The following is an 18,064-nucleotide window of genomic DNA, read 5'->3' on the forward strand; positions in this document are numbered from 1 at the left end:
CCGTCAGCCCGCCTGCCCCGGCACCTCCTTCATCTCGTTGACGACCGCCCGCTGAGTGATGGCGATGGTGTGCGTCACGGTGCCCTTCTTGAAGGTGTCGCTCGGCTCGACCTGCACATTGCGCTCGCCGAGGAACGCGTACGTCTTCTTGTCGAAGATCCACTCCGTGCGCTGCCCGCTCTGCTCGTCGAGCCGTGCGATCGCGACCCCGTGGCGCCCCACCGCGTCGACGGCGTCGTCCACGGCGACGACGCCGGGGATCTCGGCGGCGGCCTTGTAGAGCGCGGCGGTGAGGCGGGCGGGCGGGTAGCTCTCGGTCAGCAGGTCGCCGATGGCGACGAAGGCGGCCTGGTCGCGGGGGACTTCGGGATCGCGGTTGGCGTCCGACTCCTGGTAGATCTTCCGCAGCAGGGCCCCGGGTTCGGTGGGCAGCTGGGTGAGCCGGTGGTAGGCCGAGCGGAGCGGGTTCGGTCCGGCCAGGGTGATGCCGTCCTCGCTCGTGTTGCCCGGCTCGATCAGCCAGCCGTTCCTGCCGTCGGGGGACTGCCAGACCTGGCGGGAGTGCAGCTTCTCGCTGACCAGCGTGGTCTTGTCGTCGACCGTCTTCTCGTAGGTGCTGGCGACCTTGGACCCGATGTAGACGAACTGGTCGTCGCGCACGGCGGGTTCGGAGGTGTCGGCGGCGGCCAGGGAGATGTGGTCGAGCAGGCGGTCGGCGCCCCGGGCGTCGGCGGTGCCGATCCGGGTGGTCAGGGCGGGCCCGGTGGCCAGGGCGGTGTTCGCGTCATCGCCGCCGGTCAGGGCGAGGCCGCCCACGACCGCGCCGGCCAGGGCGCAGGCCATCGCGGGCAGCAGGATCGCCCGGCGCAGGAACGGGTTGCGGCGCACGGGGGCGACGGCGGTGGTACGGAGGTCTTCGCGGATCTGGGCCATCATCTGCTCCTTGTGGAACTGGTGGCGGCCCGCCGGCAGATCCCGCTCCACGGAGGGCAGAAGACCCTGGGTCTCCGTCCACTCGGCCGGGTGCGGCTGGGAGGGGCTGGCGTTCATCGGTTTCCTTCCTGTGCGGACCGGATCACGTAGTCGCGATCACCTGTTATCTGCCGGTTCGTTCGGGTGAGTTCCCAGTTTCTTCCTGCTGGTTGGGCCAGTTCGGCCTCGGCGAGCTTGCGCAGTCTGCCGCGGGCCCGGGACAGCCGGGAGCGGACGGTGCCGACGGGGATGCCGAGGGCGCGGGCGGCGTCGGCGTACTCCAGCCCCTCCCACAGGCACAGCACCAGGACCTCGCGTTCGGGGCGTCTCAGGGAGCCGAGCGCGGTCAGGGTGGCGGCGATCCGGCGCCGGTCGTCGACCCGCCCGGCGGTCTCCTCGGCATGGTCGGCGACCTCGGCCACCCCCGCCGCGGCCGCCGCGCCGGCCGCGGCCCGGTAGCGGCGGTTGCTGCGGTAGTGGGACCGGGAGACGTTCGTGGCGATGCCGAGGAGCCAGGGCCGCAGCGAGCCCCCGTCGGCCTCGACCGACGTCCGGCGCCGCCAGGCCTCCATGAACGTCGCCGACATGACGTCCTCGGCCACGGACCAGTCGGCGGTCAGCCGGAAGGCGTGGTTGTACACCGAGCGGGCGCACTGGTCGTAGAGCTCCGCGAAGGCGTCCGGATCCCCGGCCCGTATCCGGGTTCGCATATCTGTGGTCACGCTCTCAACTGCCCGGGCGGATCAACGGGTTCCAGTGATGCACGTCACACTCCCCCATCGCTTCCCTGTCAATGTTGTGCACTTTATTGACGACAGTCACCAGACAGCCTAATTTCGCGGTGTCCTTCCCCCGCTCAAGGGAGACCGCGATGTCCCCGTCCCCCACCGCAGCAGAACGCACCCGCCAACTCCGCCGAGTCGCCCTCTCCGGACTGCTCGGCACCGCCGTCGAGTTCTACGACTTCCTCGTCTACGGCACCGTCGCCGCCCTCGCCTTCGGCGAACTGTTCTTCCCCGGCGCCGACCCCGCCGTGGGCACGATCGCCGCGTTCGGCACCTTCGCCGCCGGATACGTGGCCCGCCCGATCGGCGGCGTCGTCTTCGGCCACTTCGGCGACCGCCTCGGCCGCAAGAACATGCTGCTGCTCACCATGGGCCTGATGGGCGGCGCCAGCTTCCTCATCGGCCTGCTGCCCACGTACGACACCATCGGCGTGTGGGCACCGGTCCTGCTGATCACCCTGCGCGTGGTCCAGGGCATCGCCATCGGCGGCGAGTGGGGCGGCGCGACCCTGATGGTCGTGGAGCACGCGGGCGAGCGCCGCCGCGGCCTGTGGTCGAGCTCCACCCAGATGGGAGCCCCGCTCGGCTCCCTGATCTCCGCCGCCGTGGTCGCCCTGGTCTCCACCCTCCCCAAGGACCAGTTCGCGGCCTGGGGCTGGCGCGTGCCGTTCCTGCTGAGCGTCCTGCTGCTCGGCGTCGGCCTGTTCGTCCGCCTCAAGGTGGTCGAGAGCCCTCTGTTCGCCGAGGTGAAGAAGGACCGCGCCGAGTCGAGGCTCCCCGTCCTCGACGTCCTGCGCCACCCGAAGCCCGTGCTGCTGGCCTGCTGCGTCGGCATCGGCGCCTTCACCGCCCAGTCCCTGCTGACCAGTTACCTGATCGCGTACGCCACCGGCATCGGCTATCCCCGGCCGCAGGTGCTCACCGCGCTCACCGTCTCCGCCGCGGTCGCCCTGGTCGTGCTGCCCTGCGGCTCCGCGCTCTCCGACCGGTTCGGCCGCCGCCCGGTCGTCCTCACCGGCGCGATCCTGTCCGCCGCCACCGCGTTCCCCGTCCTCGCGCTGGTCGACTCCAAGTCGTCGGGGGCCCTGATCCTGGCCGTGGTCATCGGCCACGGCATCTCCCAGTCGCTGATGTACGGCCCCCTCGGCGCCCTGTTCAGCGAGATGTTCGGCACCAAGGTCCGCTACACCGGCGCCTCGCTCGGCTACCAGGGCGCCACGCTGGTCGGCGCCGGGTTCTCCCCGATGATCGCCGGCAGCCTGGTCGCGAGCAGCGGCAACGGCACCCCCGTCGCCCTCCTGCTGTGCGGCGGCTCGCTGATCACGGCCCTGACGGTGTGGTTCGTCCGCGAGACCAGCCGTACCTCACTCGGCGACGAATCCGCCCCCGAACTCCCCACCACCCCCCACACGGAGGAGATCACCGCATGAGGCACGGCACCCGCATCGCCTGCGCGACGGCGCTTCTGCTCACCCTGACCGCCGCACCCGCGGCCACGGCGGCCGACACGGACCCCACCCACGTGGACGGTCAACTCCCCTCCGGCGCCACGTACATGATGGACGTCCCCACCAACTGGAACGGCACCGTCCTCCTGTTCAGCCACGGCTACAACGCGGGCCCCGCCAACCCCGCCCAGGACGCTCCGGACGCGGCCACCAAGCCCCTTCTCCTCCAGCAGGGTTACGCCCTCATCGGCTCCTCGTACGCGTCCACCGGCTGGGCGGTCACCGACGCGGTCCCCGACCAGATGGCCACCCTGAAGGCCTTCACCACCCGCTTCGGCCCGGCCTCCCGCACCCTCGCCTGGGGACGGTCGTACGGCGGCCTGGTCACCACGGCGATAGCCGAGCGCCACCCGGACGCGATCGACGGCTCGCTCTCCATGTGCGGCCTGGTCCACGGCGGAGTCGCCAACTGGAACAACACCCTCGACCCGGTGTTCGCCCTCAAGACGCTCCTGGGCTCCGACGTCCCCCTGGTGAACCTCCCGACCCAGCAGGCGGCCACCGACGCGGCGAACACCCTCACCGCCAAGGTCGACTCCGCCCAGTCCACGGCCGAGGGCCGGGCCCGTATCGCCCTCGCCGCGGCCCTCCACAACATCCCGGTCTGGAACGCGCCCACCCAGACCCGCCCCGCCGCGACCGACTGGGACGCCCAGCAGGCCAACCAGTACGACGCCGTCAAGGGCCTGATCAAGATCGCCGCCTTCAACCGGCGCCAGGAGGCCGAGGTCCGGGCGGGCGGCAACATGTCCTGGAACACCGGCGTCGACTACGCGAGGCTGCTCGCCCAGTCCTCCGTCCGCAAGGAGGTCACCGCGCTGTACAAGAAGGCCGGCCTCTCCCTGACCAGGGACCTCGCCGCCCTCAACCGGGCCCCGCGCATCAAGGCGGACCAGAACGCCGTGTCGTGGATGAGCAGCACCAGCAGCTTCACCGGCAAGCTGGCCAAGCCCCAGCTCTCCATCCACACCATCGGCGACCCCCTGGTCCCCGTCCAGACGGAGAGTGCCCTGCGCCGCGCGGTGACGGCCGCCGGCTCCGCCCCCCTCCTGCGCCAGGCCTACGTCGACAACGCCGGCCACTGCACCTTCAGCACCGCCGAACAACTGGCCGCCCTCCACACCCTGGAGGACCGCCTGACCACCGGCCACTGGCAGGGCACCGACCCGGCGTCCCTCAACGCCCGCGCCACCGCGGCCGACCCCACCACCCCCGCCCGCTACGTCCAGTACCGCCCCACCCCCTACCTGCGCCCCTACGACCTTGCCCACCCCGCCGACCGCCGGTGACCTCGTACGACCGCCTGCCGAACGGTCGGCGGGCGGCCGTACCCTTGCCCCCGTGGAGGACGACGACATCCTGGACACCGCGGAGGGGCCGCAGCAGCGCCCGCAGTCCCTCATGCTCACCTTCTTCGGCAACCACGTCCTGGAGGAGGGGAACCTGGGCGTCTACTCGGGCAGCATCATCGACGTCCTGGGCCGCGTGGGCGTCGGCGAACAGGCCGTACGCTCCACCCTCACCCGCATGGTCAACCGGGGCCTGCTCCAGCGTCAGCGCGAGGGCCGCAAGATGTTCTTCGGCCTGACCCCGCAGGCCACCCGCGTCCTGATCGACGGCCGCACCCGCATCTGGAAGCAGGGCGCCGTCAACGACGACTGGGACGGCTCCTGGACCCTGCTCGCCTTCTCCCTGCCCGACTCCTGGAAACGCCAGCGCCACGACCTGCGCTCACGCCTCACCTGGTCCGGCTTCGGCGCCCTCTACAGCGGCCTGTGGATCGCCCCCGGCCACGTCGACGTCTCCGCCGTGGTCACCGACCTCGGTCTCACGGCCCACGTCAAGATCTTCCACGCCCGGGCCGCCGAGGTCACCGACATCGAGCAGATGATCCGCGACACCTGGGACCTGGAGTCCATCGCCGCCCGCTATGTCGCCTTCGACAAGCGCTGGAGCGCCCACCTGGTCAACGGCACCGACGACGACCCGATCGGCACCCGCCTGCGCCTGGTCAGCGACTGGCTCCGCACCATCCGCACGGACCCGAGACTCCCGGCCCGCCACCTCCCCCCGGCCTGGCCGGCCCGCCCGGCCCAGGAAACCTTCCACCGCGTCGCCCAGCAGACCCACCCAGCCCTGAAGGCAGCACGAGCAACTTTGGAAACGACCCCACTGCGCAGCTAGGACACGTTTGACGTGGTCGAGCGGCTGCGGGCCGGTGGGGGCCGGTCGCGCAGTTCCCCGCGGTGCCGCTGCGCTGGGCTTGAACCGGGCGCCTAAGGGGTGCCGGGTCGGGTTGTCGTGCGGGTGCGGGTTCGTTGTGGCTGATCGCGCAGTTCCCCGCGCCCCTAGGGGGTTGCGGTCACCTGTGCCAGGACGGACCGTCCGCTCCACCGGGGCGAGCGGGCCGCCGCAGGCATTCAGGGGCGCGGGGAACTGCGCACAACGCCCGCCCCCGCCGAACCCGCAGACAGAGACCGCTCAACCGCCGGAGGCGTCCCCACCCACCGTGAACCCGATCACCGTCCCGCCCCCCTCCCGGGGATACGCAAACGGCGCCCCTCCGTGCGACAGCGCAACCTCCCGCACGATCGACAACCCCAGCCCCGACCCCGGCAACGACCGCGCGTCCGCCGCCCGGTAGAACCGGTCGAACACCCGCACAAGATCGGCCTCGGCGATCCCTGGCCCCCGGTCCAGCACCTCCACCCGCACCGGCCCGGCCGCCGTGAACCCCGACACCGAGATCTCGATCGCAGCGGTACCGTCCCGGTCGAACTTCGCCGCGTTCTCGACCAGGTTCGACACCGCCCGCTGCAGCATCCCCGGCCGCCCGTCCGTCACCGTCGAACCGCTCGCGTGCACGAGAACCTCCCGCCCGATCCGCCGCCGGGCGGCCCCCGCCACCTCCTCCGCGACATCGGCGAGATCCACCCGCTGCGGCGGCTCGTTGGCCGCCTGCCCCGCCGCGAGGTCGACCAGCTCGTTGACCAGATCGGTCAGCTCCCGTGCCTCCTGCGTGAGATCGGCGACCAGCTCGTCGCGCGTGGCGGGCGGCAGCTCGTCGATCCGCCGCAGTAGCGAGATGTTCGTACGCAACGACGTGAGCGGCGTCCGCAGCTCGTGCCCCGCGTCCTGCACCAGCCGCCGCTGGTCCTCCTCGGACTGCGCGAGCCGCCCCAGCATCCGGTCGAAGGCCCGTCCCAGCCGCCCCACCTCGTCGTACCCGGTGACCGGCACCTCGATCCCCAGCCGCCGGGTCCGCGCCACGTCCTCCGCTGCGGACGTGAGGATCACCAGCCTTCGGGTGATCCGCCGGGCCAGCCACCACCCGAACAGCCCGGCGCCCACCACGACCGCCGCCATGAGCAGAAACGTCCGCTGCTGAAGCGCCCGCAGCAGATCCTCGGTGTCGCTGAACTCCTGCGCGACCTGCACGGCACCCCGCCCGCCGCCCAGCGAGACGGTGGCGATCCGGTACACGTCGCTGCCGACCGAGACCTCCTTGTGCAGGACCATCCGCCCGGCCGCACCGGCGGCCGCGACCCGCCGGTCCCCGGAGATCACCGGCAGCCCGGGTCGCCCGGGATCGGCGACCGCGCCGGTGGGCCCCAGCACCTGCACATCCGTACGGGCGGGCCGTACCAGGTCATGGCCCGGCGCCGAGGACGAGAAGTCCTCCGGCGTCATCCGCTGCTGGCGGACCTCGCCCCGCAGATCCTGCACGACCTGGTCGAACACCGACTCCTGGTCCACCCGCACCAGCCGCGCGGCGGCACTGTAGGACAGCACCCCGACGAGCACGGTCACCGCCGCCGTCACCGCGGCGAACGACACCGCGAACGTGGTCCGCAGGGACAGCAGCCGGGGCCGCGGCCGGGCCCACAGCCGAGCCAGCCGCCCCACTCAGTCCTCCCGGAGCACGTAACCCACGCCACGCACCGTGTGGATCAGCTGCGGGGCGCCGGGCTCGTCGAGCTTGCGGCGCAGATAGCCGACGTAGACGGCGAGGTTCTTGGAGCCGGGCCCGAAGTCGTAGCCCCAGATACGGTCGTAGATCGTCGAGTGGTCGAGCACGATGCCGGCGTTCCGCACGAGCAGTTCCAGCAGCTCGAACTCGGTACGGGTCAGCTCCAGCTCGCGCGTCCCCCGCCAGGCCCGCCGCGCCTGGATGTCCATGCGCAGCCCGGCCGCCTCGATCCGCCCCTCGGGCAGTTCCGGCGCCGGGGCCCTCACCACCGCGCCCACCGCGGGAGCCATCCCGTCGGGGCTGGTCCGCCGCAGCAGGGCCCGCAGCCGGGCGAAGACCTCCTCGACGTCGAAGGGCTTGACCACATAGTCGTCGGCGCCCGCGTCCAGGCCGGCGATCCGGTCCTGGGTCTCCACGAGCGCCGTCAGCATGAGGATCGGCGTACGGTCGCCCTCGGCGCGCAGCACCCGGCAGACCTGGAGTCCGTCGATGCCGGGCATCATCACGTCGAGAACGAGCACGTCCGGCGGCGTCCGGTGGGCCTGCGCCAGCGCCTCGACGCCGTCGGCGACCGCGGTGACCCGATAGCCCTCCAGGGTCAGGGCGCGCTCCAGGGCGTGACGGATGGCGCGGTCGTCTTCGGCGAGCAGCACGTTGTGGGACACGTCCTCAGTGTGCCGTGCCCGCCGAGTCGTACGACGTGATGAGCAGCTCACCGGGGACCCTTCTTACTGGCCTCTCACCCCGTCGGACGCAACGCGGCAAGCTGCTCCTCGAAGGGCACCACGTCCACGAAGCCGTCCGTGGCCGGGGCCCGGCGCGGGGTCCCGCGGACCGCCGACAGCCCGCCCATCAGCCCCGCGAGCTCCCGCGCGGCCCGCTCGACGCGCCCGTCCAGCCCCTCGGCGCCCCAGTCCTCCGAGGCGGCGTACACCCCGGTCGGCACGACGACGCCCTTCAGGTGGGCGAAGAGCGGCCGCAGCGCGTGCTCCAGCACCAGCGAATGCCGGGCCGAGCCACCGGTCGCCGCGATCAGCACCGGCTTGCCCTCCAGTGCCTCCGGCTCGAGGACGTCGAAGAACGACTTGAACAGTCCGCTGTACGACGCCGAGAACACCGGGGTCACCACGATCAGTCCGTCGGCCCCGGCCACCGCGTCCTGCGCAGAGGCCAGGGCGCGCCCCGGAAACCCGTTGGTGAAGTTCTGCGCGATCTCCACGGCGAGTTCCCGCAACTCCACGACCTGGATGTCCACCTCGGTCGCCCGTCCCACCGCCGCGGCCAGCCGGTCCCCCAGCAGCCGGGTGGACGACGGGACGCTCAGCCCTGCGGACACGACGACGAGCTTCATGCGACGACCTCCTTGTTCTGCCCGGCGGCCAGCAGGGACGCGTGGGTGGGAGCCTCCGGGACGCCGGCCGGGCGCCCGGCCGCGAACTCCTTGCGCAGCACCGGTACGACCTCCTCGCCCAGCAGGTCGAGCTGCTCCAGGACGGTCTTCAGGGGCAGTCCGGCGTGGTCGAGGAGGAACAGCTGGCGCTGGTAGTCCCCGGCGTACTCGCGGAACTTCAGCGTCTTCTCGATGACCTGCTCCGGGGAGCCCACGGTCAGCGGGGTCTGGTCGGTGAAGTCCTCGAGGGACGGTCCGTGCCCGTAGACGGGCGCGACGTCGAAGTACGGCCGGAACTCCTTCACGGCGTCCTGGGAGTTGCGCCGCATGAACACCTGGCCGCCGAGCCCGACGATCGCCTGCTCGGCGGTGCCGTGCCCGTAGTGGGCGTACCGGGCCCGGTACAGCTCGACCATCCGCTTCGTGTGGTCGGCGGGCCAGAAGATGTTGTTGTGGAAGAACCCGTCGCCGTAGTAGGCGGCCTGCTCGGCGATCTCGGGAGACCGGATGGACCCGTGCCAGACGAACGGCGCGACGCCGTCGAGCGGGCGCGGCGTGGCGGTGAATCCCTGGAGCGGTGTCCGGAACTTCCCCTCCCAGTTCACGACGTCCTCGCGCCACAGCCGGCGCAGCAGGGCGTAGTTCTCTATGGCGAGGTTGATGCCCTCCCGGATGTCCTTGCCGAACCAGGGGTAGACCGGCCCGGTGTTCCCGCGGCCCATCATGAGGTCCACCCGGCCGTCGGCCAGGTGCTGGAGCATCGCGAAGTCCTCGGCGATCTTCACCGGGTCGTTGGTGGTGATCAGCGTGGTGGAGGTGGAGAGGATCAGCCTCTCGGTCTGCGCCGCGATGTACCCGAGCATGGTGGTCGGCGACGACGGCACGAACGGCGGGTTGTGGTGCTCACCGGTCGCGAAGACGTCGAGCCCGACCTCCTCGGCCTTCAACGCGATCGCGACCATGGCCTTGATCCGCTCGCGCTCGGTCGGCGTACGTCCGGTCGTCGGGTCCGGCGTGACATCGCCGACGCTGAAGATCCCGAACTGCATGGTCGCTCACCCTCCAGGTTGTTTACGGTTCAACTATAACCGCGTGCCCGGAGAACGACACCACCCCCACACCTATTCCCACGGCATCCCCGACGACTTCCTTCCACCGCCCCGGTGCCACCAGGACCGACGGCCACCGCACCCACCCAGGGGCGCGGGGCCGTGTCGATGTGCGGCTCCGCCGCGAAAGCGAGCCCGACAGCCCCACCCGGCCCACCACAACCACGGCCACACACCACCGACGGCCACCCCACCCACCAAGGGGCGCGGGGAACTGCGCGACCAGCCACAACGCACCCGCGGCCGCCCGACAACCGCACCCACCCCCACCCGGCCACCCCCTACGGCACCAGCACGAGCCGTCCCCGCACACCCCCCTCCTCCAGCCGGACATGCGCCTTGACCACCTCGTCCAGGGCGTACGTCCCGGCCACCCGCAGCGTCAGCACCCCCTTGTCCACCAGCCCCGCCAGCTCGGCCAGGCGCGCCCCGTCCGCCTCCACCGCGACGGACGCCGTCCGCACCCCGCGCACCGACCCGGGATGCGCCCCCGGCAGCACACCGACGTAGGCACCCCCGTCCCGCACCCGCTCCAGCACCGCCTCACCGAGCACCGCCGCGTCCAGTACGGCATCGACCGTCCCGGCAGCGGCGACGGCGGTCGTGAACTCCGCCGCCCCCAGTGACCGTACGAACTCCTCGTCCCCCTCCCGAGCCAGCCCCACCACCGACACCCCCCGGTGGACGGCGAGTTGGACGGCGAACCCGCCGACCGCACCGGCCGCCCCGGTGACCAGCAGCGACTGCCCCTCGGTCAACTCCAGCAGATCCAGGGCCTGTACGGCGGTCAGGGCGTTCAGCGGCAGCGTCGCCGCGTGCACCGCGTCGACCGTGACCGGCGCCTTGGCCACCGCGTCCGTGTCCACGACGACGTACTCGGCGTGCGTGCCCAGCGCCTTCGCCACACCCCCCTGCAGCGCCACCACCTCGTCCCCGACGCTCCACACCGTCGCGACGCCCACCGCGTCCACGGTCCCCGCGACATCCCAGCCGAGACCGATCTGCTTGCCCGCTCCACCGAAGAAGCCGGTCCGCACGCCCAGGTCCACCGGGTTCAGCGCGGCACCCGCGACCTTGATCCGCACCTGCCGGGCCCCGGGCTCGGGCAGTTCGCTCTCCAGCACCTCGACGACCTCGGGCCCGCCGAAGGTCCTCACCACAGCAGCACGCATGATTGGAAACTCCCCATTGGTCACTGTTCGCTCCGGTATCTCCGTCGCTGTCAACAACCCTAGGAAGAGCTACTATCCATTGGTAAGTAGTTACCTGAAGGTGCCTACATATCCCGGAGGTGAGCCATGCCGACCATGACGGCGGCCCAGCGGCGCGAACAGGCGCGCGAGGAGTACGACGCGTTCATCAAGGGCTGCCCCACCAACCAGCTCCTGGACCGCCTCAGCGACAAGTGGGTCAGCCTCGTCGTCTCGGCCCTGTCCACCGGCCCCATGCGCTACAGCGACCTCAGCCGCAAGATCGCCGGCGTCAGCCCCAAGATGCTCACCCAGACCCTGCGCTCCCTGGAACGCGACGGCATCCTCACCCGCACGGTCACCCCGTCCGTCCCCGTCCGCGTGGACTACGAACTCAGCGCCCTCGGCCACAGCCTGGCCGGCCTGCTGACCGCGGTGAAGCGCTGGGCGGAGACACACATCGAGGAAGTCCACGAGGCGAGAGACCGCTACGACGCCGCGGCCGACTGACGCCGGATCCACCCAGAGCCTCTGCCCGTCAGAAGTAGTACTCGTCCCCACTGTCCAGCACCAGCACCCGCTGCCGGTCGTTCTCCCGGTTCCCGTCCACCGTCCCGCCGTTCCACACCGTGTCGATCTCCAGCACCACCTCCGACGGCACCCCCCGCAGCCGCACCCGCAGGTCGACCCGCTCCCCCACCCCGTCCGCCGCCGGCGCCCCCACCGCGCACAACACCACCCGTTCCTCGGACCGCGCACACCCCTTCGGCAGCGTCTGCGCGTCCACGAGCGGCTCCGACCACCGCAGCCGTACGGTCGCGTCCGGCACGGCGGCAGGCCCGTGATTGCGCGGCGTGAACCGCACGTCCACCTGCCCGCCGGACAGGGACGCGGCCCCGTGATACGCCAGATCCGCCTCGGGCCCGCCGACCGCGACCGCCGTACCCCCACCCGCCACCAGCGCCACCACCACCGCACCCCACACCGCAAGCACCCGCATGCCACCCACTCCTCGCTCCAGCCGCCCGAACCGCCGCGGTCGCAGGGATGTATCCCACGTACGTCGGCCGACAGGCGCCCTCCATCAGGTGACGCCGGCCCCGGCAGCCCGCCGTGCGAAGCTGGCCCGCATGCTCGTAGCCCGCTCCGCCGCCCTCTTCGTCGTCGCCGCCCTCTTCGAGATCGGCGGCGCCTGGCTGGTCTGGCAGGGCGTACGGGAGCACCGCGGCTGGATGTGGACCACGGGCGGCATCCTCGCCCTCGGCGCCTACGGCTTCGTCGCCACCTTCCAGCCCGACGCCCACTTCGGCCGCATCCTCGCCGCGTACGGCGGCATCTTCGTGGCCGGCTCGATCCTGTGGGGCATGGCGGCGGACGGCTACCGCCCGGACCGCTGGGACATCGCGGGCGCGCTGATCTGCCTCGCGGGCATGGCGGTGATCATGTACGCCCCGCGGGGCGACTGAGCGGCCGTACTCAGGACATCTCGCCGACCGGCCCGCGATACGGACCGCCCGGAGTCTCGGACTACGGCCGACCTATCCTGGCGGAAGTCCGTACCCACGCCCGCCCGAGGAGCAGCCATGGCCCCCGCCGCCCCGTCCCCCGCGTCCCGGATCGCGATCGTCACCGGGGCGAGCAGCGGAATCGGCGCGGCCACCGCACGGCAGCTCGCCGCGGCCGGCTACCGCGTCGTCCTGACCGCCCGCCGCAAGGACCGTATCGAGGCGCTCGCGGAGGAGATCAACGCGGCGGGCCACCAGGCGACGGCCTACCAGCTGGACGTGACGGACCGCGAGGCGGTCGACGAGTTCGCCTCCGCCTTCAAGACGGTCGGCGTCCTCGTGAACAACGCCGGCGGAGCCCTCGGCGCCGACCCGGTCGCCACCGGCGACCCCGCGGACTGGCGCTCGATGTACGAGACGAACGTCATCGGCACCCTGAACCTCACCCAGGCCCTGCTCCCCAAGCTCGACGCGAGCGGCGACGGCACGGTCGTCGTCGTCTCCTCCACGGCGGGCCACGGCACCTACGAGGGCGGCGCGGGCTATGTCGCCGCCAAGCACGGCGCCCACGTCCTGGCGGAGACCCTGCGCCTGGAGATCGTCGGCCGTCCCGTCCGCGTCATCGAGATCGCGCCCGGCATGGTCAAGACCGACGAGTTCGCCCTGACCCGCTTCGGCGGCGACCAGGAGAAGGCGGAGAAGGTCTACCAGGGCGTCGCGGAACCCCTCACCGCCGACGACGTGGCCGACACCATCACCTGGGCAATCACCCGCCCCAGCCACGTCAACGTCGACCTCCTGGTCCTGCGCCCCCGCGCCCAGGCCTCCAACACGAAGGTCCACAGGGACCTGTGACCGGGGACCGGAAAGACCCGCAGGACCCCCACGACGAACGCCACATGTGGTGGTGGCTCGCTTACTTCCTCTTCGGCATCCACATCGTGGCCTTCGTCATGATCTACGCGGTGACGCACGCCCCGAAGTGAGCGCGGCTCAGCCCTTCACGCAGACGACCTGCTTCAGCTTCGCCACAACCTCCACCAGGTCCCGCTGCTGGTCGATGACCTGGTCGATCGACTTGTAGGCGCCCGGGATCTCGTCCACGACACCGGAGTCCTTACGGCACTCCACGCCCCGTGTCTGCTCCTCCAGGTCGCGCGTCGAGAACCGCCGCTTGGCCGCGTTGCGGCTCATACGCCGACCCGCGCCGTGCGAGGCCGAGTTGAAGGCCTTCTCGTTGCCGAGGCCCTTCACGATGTACGACCCGGTCCCCATGGACCCCGGGATGATGCCGAACTCACCGGAACCGGCCCGGATCGCGCCCTTGCGGGTCACGAGCAGGTCCATGCCGTCGTAGCGCTCCTCGGCAACGTAGTTGTGGTGCGCGCTGATCTCCGCCTCGAAGGTCGGCTTCGCCTTCTTGAACTCCTTGCGGACCACGTCCTTGAGGAGCGCCATCATGATCGTGCGGTTGTACTTGGCGTACTCCTGCGCCCAGAACAGGTCGTTGCGGTACGCCGCCATCTGCGGAGTCTGCGCGATGAAGACGGCGAGGTCCCGGTCGACCAGCCCCTGGTTGTGCGGGAGCTTCTGGGCCACGCCTATGTGGAACTCGGCGAGTTCCTTGCCGATGTTCCGGGAACCCGAGTGCAGCATCAGCCAGACAGAACCGGTCGTATCCGTGCACACTTCGACAAAATGGTTGCCGGCTCCGAGCGTTCCCATCTGCTTTGCCGCCCGCTCCCCACGGAACTTCACCGCATCCGCAACCCCGTCGAACCGCCCCCAGAAGTCGTCCCACCCACCGGTCGCCAACCCATGGAACCGCCCCGGCTCCACGGGGCTGTCATGCATCCCCCGCCCCACCGGAATGGCCTGCTCGATCTTCGAGCGCAGCCGGGACAGGTCGCCCGGCAGGTCGTTCGCCGTCAGGGACGTCTTCACCGCCGACATGCCGCAGCCGATGTCCACTCCCACCGCCGCCGGGCACACCGCACCCTGCATCGCGATCACGGATCCGACCGTCGCGCCCTTGCCGTAGTGCACGTCCGGCATCACTGCGAGGCCCTTGATCCACGGCAGGGTCGCGACGTTGCGCAGCTGCTGCAGGGCCACGTCCTCGACGGTCGCCGGGTCGGTCCACATGCGGATCGGGACCTTGGCGCCCGGCATCTCCACGTACGACATATCGTCCTCATTCCCCCGGAAAGTAAACAGAAGTCTTGAATCGCAAAACCGGCGCCAAGGTCGACGAATGGGATGACGGACCGGCGTTCACGGCAGTGCGTGCGATACACATTGTCTGCTGGGGACGCCCCCGTGCGGCAAGCGAATAACCTGCGGGGACACTGAGATCCCCACGAGTCGGAGACATTCCGAGAGGAGCCCCACCGTGCAGCGGAAGGCCTACGTACCCGGTGTCGCCGCCCTCCTCGCGGCGGTGCTGGCCGGCTGCACCGGCAGCTCCGGCAGTGACACCCCGACGGACAACGCCAATCCCGGTGACGCCGGCACCGCGTCCGCCGTGGCGCAGCCCGGCAAGTACCGCACGCTGCCCGAGGCCTGTGGCGTGGTCGGCCAGAGCAGTCTGGACGTGCTGCTGCCCGGCATCCAGCAGATCGCCGACGAGGAACAGCGGGCCAAGGCGTACGAGGGCGAGGCCACGCTCACCTACGACACCGACCGCAAGGTCGGCTGCCGTTGGAAGGTGGAGGCCACGGACGCCACCGAGTACCTGTCGGTCGACTTCGAGCGCGTGGTGTCGTACGACAACGCGGTCAGCGACGACAGTCAGGCGCAGCAGCTCTTCGCACAGACCGAGGAGAAGGCCGATCTGCCGGTGGCGGCGACGTCCAGTGCCGTGTCCGACGTGGAGGAGAGCGGCACCGCCAGTCCCACGGCGTCTCCCACGGCCACTGCGAGTGGTTCCGCGAGTCCGAGCGGTTCGGCGTCCACTCCGCCGTCGGATCTCCAGCCCCGTGTGCTGGACGATCTGGGCGACGAGGCGTTCCTGGACGACGTGTTGAGCAACTCGGGTTCGACGGCTCAGCAGCGCAAGGTGACTGTGGCGTTCCGCACGTCCAACGTGATCGTGACCATCGAGTACGAGGAGCAGCCGACGACGATCGGCGTGACCCCGGACAGCAAGGAAATGCAGGACAACGCCCGGAAACTGGCCTCTCAGCTGGCCGGGTCGCTGTCGGGCTGAGTGCTCTTCACACGCCCCTCACCCGTGCGCACGAGGCATTCGAAGCTGGACCGCACAGCATGCTCACCGCGTACCGTGGCCCCTCGGACCCGATCCGACGGCAGGAACCACAAGCGTCATGAGTGAAGGAACCATGCAGCGACGAGCAGAGCGTGACCAGGGTGTTCAGCGAGCGAAGCGTCTTCACCGCGTCCTTGTCTGCGCGGCCGCAGTCCCGGTGATGCTGATCGCCGTCGGCTGCTCCTCCGACTCCGGCGACTCCGGCTCCGGCAGCGGTGGCGACAAGGCCGCGGACGCCGGTGCGACGGTGTCGGCCTCCGCGAGTGCGGCGCCCACGGTGCAGGCGGCGGCGTACAAGTCGCTTCCCGAGTCGTGCGGGGTGCTGTCCGCGAAGACCTTGAAGTCGCTGGTGCCCGAGGCACCGAAGGCCGGCAAGAAGGGCACGTCGGAGGCGGGTACGCGCGGCAGTTGCTCGTGGAGCAGCCTCGACAACAACGGGGTGAAGGGCTCTCAGTTCCGCTGGCTGAATGTGTCTCTGCTGCGTTTCGAGTCGGACACCTCGCGCGGTACGGGTGAGGCGCAGGCGCAGAAGTACTACGAGCAGCAGATTCAGGACGCCCAGTCGGTGGCCGGTGCGAAGAACGCCAAGGCGCAGCCGGTGTCGGGGACGGGTGACGCGGCGACGCTGGTGCGTTACGACCTGAAGAAGAAGGAAGGCGCCTTCAAGCAGCAGACGGTGGTCACGCGCGTGGAGAACGTCGTGGTGACCGTCGACTACAACGGCGCGGGTCTGGCCGGTGACAAGGCGCCGAGCGCGGACAGCCTGGCGAAGCTCGCGGAGCGGGCCGCCAAGGAGACGGTGACCGCGGTGGCGGCGGCGAACGGCGAGGGTGCGGCGAGCCCGGCCCCGTCTGGGTCCGCCTCGGGTTCGAAGGCCCCGTCGAAGTCGGCGTCCCCGTCCGCGGCGCCCTCGAAGTCCGCGTCCGGGTCCGCCTCGAAGTCGGCATCTCCGTCCAAGTCGGCCGCGAAGTCGGGCTGAAGAAGTACTGACGGCACGTACCGGCCATCCGTGCGCAGCACATATGTGCCACTCTGTTGCGCGCAACAACAGGTACAGGGAGGGGAGTACGGGTGTCCGCGCCCATGCAGCTGACTCGAATGCATCGCATTCTCATAGGCGTGGTCGTGTTCGGCGCCGTGATCATCGCCGGCATCGGCTTCGCGGGGTCCTACGCGGCCGTCCGTGAACTCGCCTTCCAGAAGGGCTTCGGGAACTTCAGTTATGTCCTCCCGATCGGCATCGACGCAGGCATTTGCGTCCTGCTCGCCCTTGACCTGCTTCTGACGTGGATCCGCATCCCGTTCCCGCTGCTGCGCCAGACGGCGTGGCTCCTGACGGTCGCCACGATCGCCTTCAACGGCGCGGCGGCCTGGCCGGACCCGCTGGGCGTCGGTATGCACGCGGTGATCCCGATCCTGTTCGTGGTGTCGGTGGAGGCGGCCCGGCACGCGATCGGCCGGATCGCGGACATCACGGCGGACAAGCACATGGAGGGGGTCCGCCTCACCCGCTGGCTGCTCTCCCCCATCCCCACGTTCCTGCTGTGGCGCCGGATGAAGCTGTGGGAGCTGCGCTCCTACGATCAGGTCATCAAGCTCGAGCAGGACCGCCTTGTCTACCAGGCCCGTCTGCACTCCCGCTTCGGCCGGGCCTGGCGTCGCAAGGCTCCGGTGGAGTCCCTGATGCCGCTCCGGCTGGCCAGGTACGGGGTTCCGCTGGCGGAGACTGCTCCGGCGGGACTGGCGGCGGCGGGCATCGAGCCGGTCCTGCTTCCGCCGGCTCCCGCGGTCGACGTGGTCGCGGGCGCTCGTGACGCCGGGGCGGCTCCCGACCCGCAGCGGGCCGCGCCTGCCGGTGAGCAGCGCCGTGAGCTGAACGGCACCTCGCGGCAGCCGCAGGCCCAGCAGGAACCGGAGCCCGACCTGAGCCCGTGGTTCGAGGCCCCGCAGCAGATCGAGTACCACGGCGGCTACAACCCGAACTACGACCCCGCGGAGCAGTACGAGCGGTGGTACGAGGAGCAGATGGAGGCCGAGCAGTACGAGCTGCAGCAGATCCAGTACGAGGAGCCCCCCAGGGAGCCCTCGATGGAGGAGACGGGCAGCTTTCCCATTCCGGTGAGCAACGGCCGTACCCGGGAGCTCGGTGAGGGCGGTGGCACTCCGGAACCGACGGAGGAGGACTTCTACCAGGTCTTCAAGAAGTCGATAGACGGCAGCTATCCCTCTCCCGGCCAGCTCCGGGGTGACGTGGAGGCGACGTACGGCGTCGTGCTCCCCCAGCGGGAGGCCGAGCGCATGGTCAACCGCTTCACGAACCGTCACACCGCGGAGCTCCAGGAAGACCACATCGCCTGAGACACGCGA

Annotated in this window: 19 protein-coding genes; 10 read left to right on the forward strand and 9 right to left on the reverse strand. The window is 70.7% G+C overall.

What is annotated here, in order from left to right; all coding sequences use genetic code 11:
- Positions 1–3: 3 nt before the first annotated feature.
- Both ACZ39I_RS32250 and ACZ39I_RS32255 read right to left on the reverse strand, forming a co-directional pair.
- Positions 4–1,050 (reverse strand): CU044_5270 family protein, encoded by a 1,047-nt coding sequence (locus ACZ39I_RS32250; RefSeq protein ID WP_467248466.1) that lies wholly within the window; start codon positions 1,048–1,050, stop codon positions 4–6.
- The gene (locus ACZ39I_RS32255; RefSeq protein ID WP_467248509.1) at positions 1,047–1,682 is read right to left on the reverse strand and encodes an RNA polymerase sigma factor; all 636 of its coding nucleotides are present in this window, start codon (positions 1,680–1,682) and stop codon (positions 1,047–1,049) included. The genes ACZ39I_RS32250 and ACZ39I_RS32255 overlap by 4 nt, the downstream gene beginning before the upstream one ends.
- A gap of 161 nt (positions 1,683–1,843) precedes the next feature.
- On the opposite strand from ACZ39I_RS32255, the gene ACZ39I_RS32260 reads away from it, so the two are divergent.
- Genes ACZ39I_RS32260 through ACZ39I_RS32270 form a run of 3 tightly spaced genes read left to right on the forward strand, consistent with a single transcriptional unit; the run spans position 1,844 to position 5,449 of the window.
- Complete coding sequence (locus tag ACZ39I_RS32260; protein ID WP_467248467.1) at positions 1,844–3,187, forward strand: MFS transporter; 1,344 nt, start codon at positions 1,844–1,846, stop codon at positions 3,185–3,187.
- Positions 3,184–4,554 carry an alpha/beta hydrolase family protein gene (locus ACZ39I_RS32265; RefSeq protein WP_467248468.1) on the forward strand — a complete coding sequence of 457 codons (1,371 nt, stop codon included), beginning with the start codon at positions 3,184–3,186 and terminating at the stop codon, positions 4,552–4,554. The genes ACZ39I_RS32260 and ACZ39I_RS32265 overlap by 4 nt, the downstream gene beginning before the upstream one ends.
- Before the next feature lie 52 nt (positions 4,555–4,606).
- Entirely contained in the window at positions 4,607–5,449 is an 843-nt protein-coding gene (locus ACZ39I_RS32270) for a PaaX family transcriptional regulator (RefSeq protein WP_467248469.1), read from the forward strand.
- Positions 5,450–5,746: 297 nt separating this feature from the next.
- Here ACZ39I_RS32270 and ACZ39I_RS32275 read toward each other — a convergent pair whose 3' ends face one another.
- From ACZ39I_RS32275 to ACZ39I_RS32295, 5 genes are all read right to left on the reverse strand, one after another.
- On the reverse strand, positions 5,747–7,171 hold the full coding sequence (locus tag ACZ39I_RS32275) for a sensor histidine kinase (RefSeq protein ID WP_467248470.1): 1,425 nt from the start codon (positions 7,169–7,171) through the stop codon (positions 5,747–5,749).
- Complete coding sequence (locus tag ACZ39I_RS32280; RefSeq protein ID WP_467248510.1) at positions 7,172–7,888, reverse strand: response regulator transcription factor; 717 nt, start codon at positions 7,886–7,888, stop codon at positions 7,172–7,174.
- A gap of 86 nt (positions 7,889–7,974) precedes the next feature.
- Positions 7,975–8,586: an FMN reductase gene (locus ACZ39I_RS32285; protein WP_467248471.1), complete on the reverse strand. Its 612-nt coding sequence runs from the start codon at positions 8,584–8,586 to the stop codon at positions 7,975–7,977.
- The gene (locus tag ACZ39I_RS32290) at positions 8,583–9,674 is read right to left on the reverse strand and encodes an LLM class flavin-dependent oxidoreductase (protein ID WP_467248472.1); all 1,092 of its coding nucleotides are present in this window, start codon (positions 9,672–9,674) and stop codon (positions 8,583–8,585) included. The genes ACZ39I_RS32285 and ACZ39I_RS32290 overlap by 4 nt, the downstream gene beginning before the upstream one ends.
- A gap of 341 nt (positions 9,675–10,015) precedes the next feature.
- Complete coding sequence (locus ACZ39I_RS32295; protein ID WP_467248473.1) at positions 10,016–10,906, reverse strand: NADP-dependent oxidoreductase; 891 nt, start codon at positions 10,904–10,906, stop codon at positions 10,016–10,018.
- Between the two features lie 126 nt (positions 10,907–11,032).
- On the opposite strand from ACZ39I_RS32295, the gene ACZ39I_RS32300 reads away from it, so the two are divergent.
- A complete protein-coding gene (locus ACZ39I_RS32300; RefSeq protein WP_467248474.1) occupies positions 11,033–11,434 on the forward strand; it encodes a winged helix-turn-helix transcriptional regulator in 402 nt (133 codons plus the stop codon).
- Between the two features lie 28 nt (positions 11,435–11,462).
- Here ACZ39I_RS32300 and ACZ39I_RS32305 read toward each other — a convergent pair whose 3' ends face one another.
- Positions 11,463–11,924: a hypothetical protein gene (locus tag ACZ39I_RS32305; protein ID WP_467248475.1), complete on the reverse strand. Its 462-nt coding sequence runs from the start codon at positions 11,922–11,924 to the stop codon at positions 11,463–11,465.
- 130 nt (positions 11,925–12,054) lie between these two features.
- Here ACZ39I_RS32305 and ACZ39I_RS32310 point away from each other — a divergent pair, with 130 nt between their 5' ends.
- From ACZ39I_RS32310 to ACZ39I_RS32320, 3 genes are all read left to right on the forward strand, one after another.
- Positions 12,055–12,390 carry a YnfA family protein gene (locus ACZ39I_RS32310; RefSeq protein ID WP_467248476.1) on the forward strand — a complete coding sequence of 112 codons (336 nt, stop codon included), beginning with the start codon at positions 12,055–12,057 and terminating at the stop codon, positions 12,388–12,390.
- Positions 12,391–12,507: 117 nt separating this feature from the next.
- Complete coding sequence (locus ACZ39I_RS32315) at positions 12,508–13,284, forward strand: SDR family NAD(P)-dependent oxidoreductase (protein WP_467248477.1); 777 nt, start codon at positions 12,508–12,510, stop codon at positions 13,282–13,284.
- Positions 13,281–13,415 (forward strand): hypothetical protein, encoded by a 135-nt coding sequence (locus ACZ39I_RS32320; protein WP_352390767.1) that lies wholly within the window; start codon positions 13,281–13,283, stop codon positions 13,413–13,415. The genes ACZ39I_RS32315 and ACZ39I_RS32320 overlap by 4 nt, the downstream gene beginning before the upstream one ends.
- 7 nt (positions 13,416–13,422) lie before the next feature.
- Here ACZ39I_RS32320 and ACZ39I_RS32325 read toward each other — a convergent pair whose 3' ends face one another.
- Positions 13,423–14,616 carry an RtcB family protein gene (locus ACZ39I_RS32325; protein WP_467248478.1) on the reverse strand — a complete coding sequence of 398 codons (1,194 nt, stop codon included), beginning with the start codon at positions 14,614–14,616 and terminating at the stop codon, positions 13,423–13,425.
- Positions 14,617–14,821: 205 nt separating this feature from the next.
- Here ACZ39I_RS32325 and ACZ39I_RS32330 point away from each other — a divergent pair, with 205 nt between their 5' ends.
- The 3 genes from ACZ39I_RS32330 to ACZ39I_RS32340 all read left to right on the forward strand — a co-directional run bounded on the left by ACZ39I_RS32330 (position 14,822) and on the right by ACZ39I_RS32340 (position 18,055).
- Positions 14,822–15,637, forward strand: coding sequence for a DUF3558 domain-containing protein (locus ACZ39I_RS32330; RefSeq protein ID WP_467248479.1), 816 nt, complete (start codon positions 14,822–14,824; stop codon positions 15,635–15,637).
- 133 nt (positions 15,638–15,770) lie between these two features.
- Complete coding sequence (locus tag ACZ39I_RS32335; RefSeq protein WP_467248480.1) at positions 15,771–16,676, forward strand: DUF3558 domain-containing protein; 906 nt, start codon at positions 15,771–15,773, stop codon at positions 16,674–16,676.
- A 119-nt stretch (positions 16,677–16,795) separates the two neighbouring features.
- Complete coding sequence (locus ACZ39I_RS32340) at positions 16,796–18,055, forward strand: DUF2637 domain-containing protein (RefSeq protein WP_467248481.1); 1,260 nt, start codon at positions 16,796–16,798, stop codon at positions 18,053–18,055.
- The last annotated feature ends 9 nt before the right edge of the window (positions 18,056–18,064 follow it).

The organism is Streptomyces sp. NPDC024687, from assembly GCF_055559055.1.

Bases quoted from the DNA above. Each gene is read 5' to 3' on its own strand.
- ACZ39I_RS32335 (WP_467248480.1), top strand. From the start codon at position 15,771: ATGCAGCGACGAGCAGAGCGTGACCAGGGTGTTCAGCGAGCGAAGCGT.
- ACZ39I_RS32315 (WP_467248477.1), top strand. From the start codon at position 12,508: ATGGCCCCCGCCGCCCCGTCCCCCGCGTCCCGGATCGCGATCGTCACC.
- ACZ39I_RS32300 (WP_467248474.1), top strand. From the start codon at position 11,033: ATGCCGACCATGACGGCGGCCCAGCGGCGCGAACAGGCGCGCGAGGAG.
- ACZ39I_RS32305 (WP_467248475.1), bottom strand. From the start codon at position 11,924: ATGCGGGTGCTTGCGGTGTGGGGTGCGGTGGTGGTGGCGCTGGTGGCG.
- ACZ39I_RS32325 (WP_467248478.1), bottom strand. From the start codon at position 14,616: ATGTCGTACGTGGAGATGCCGGGCGCCAAGGTCCCGATCCGCATGTGG.
- ACZ39I_RS32295 (WP_467248473.1), bottom strand. From the start codon at position 10,906: ATGCGTGCTGCTGTGGTGAGGACCTTCGGCGGGCCCGAGGTCGTCGAG.
- ACZ39I_RS32285 (WP_467248471.1), bottom strand. From the start codon at position 8,586: ATGAAGCTCGTCGTCGTGTCCGCAGGGCTGAGCGTCCCGTCGTCCACC.
- ACZ39I_RS32265 (WP_467248468.1), top strand. From the start codon at position 3,184: ATGAGGCACGGCACCCGCATCGCCTGCGCGACGGCGCTTCTGCTCACC.
- ACZ39I_RS32340 (WP_467248481.1), top strand. From the start codon at position 16,796: ATGCATCGCATTCTCATAGGCGTGGTCGTGTTCGGCGCCGTGATCATC.
- ACZ39I_RS32250 (WP_467248466.1), bottom strand. From the start codon at position 1,050: ATGAACGCCAGCCCCTCCCAGCCGCACCCGGCCGAGTGGACGGAGACC.
- ACZ39I_RS32260 (WP_467248467.1), top strand. From the start codon at position 1,844: ATGTCCCCGTCCCCCACCGCAGCAGAACGCACCCGCCAACTCCGCCGA.
- ACZ39I_RS32310 (WP_467248476.1), top strand. From the start codon at position 12,055: ATGCTCGTAGCCCGCTCCGCCGCCCTCTTCGTCGTCGCCGCCCTCTTC.
- ACZ39I_RS32290 (WP_467248472.1), bottom strand. From the start codon at position 9,674: ATGCAGTTCGGGATCTTCAGCGTCGGCGATGTCACGCCGGACCCGACG.
- ACZ39I_RS32255 (WP_467248509.1), bottom strand. From the start codon at position 1,682: ATGCGAACCCGGATACGGGCCGGGGATCCGGACGCCTTCGCGGAGCTC.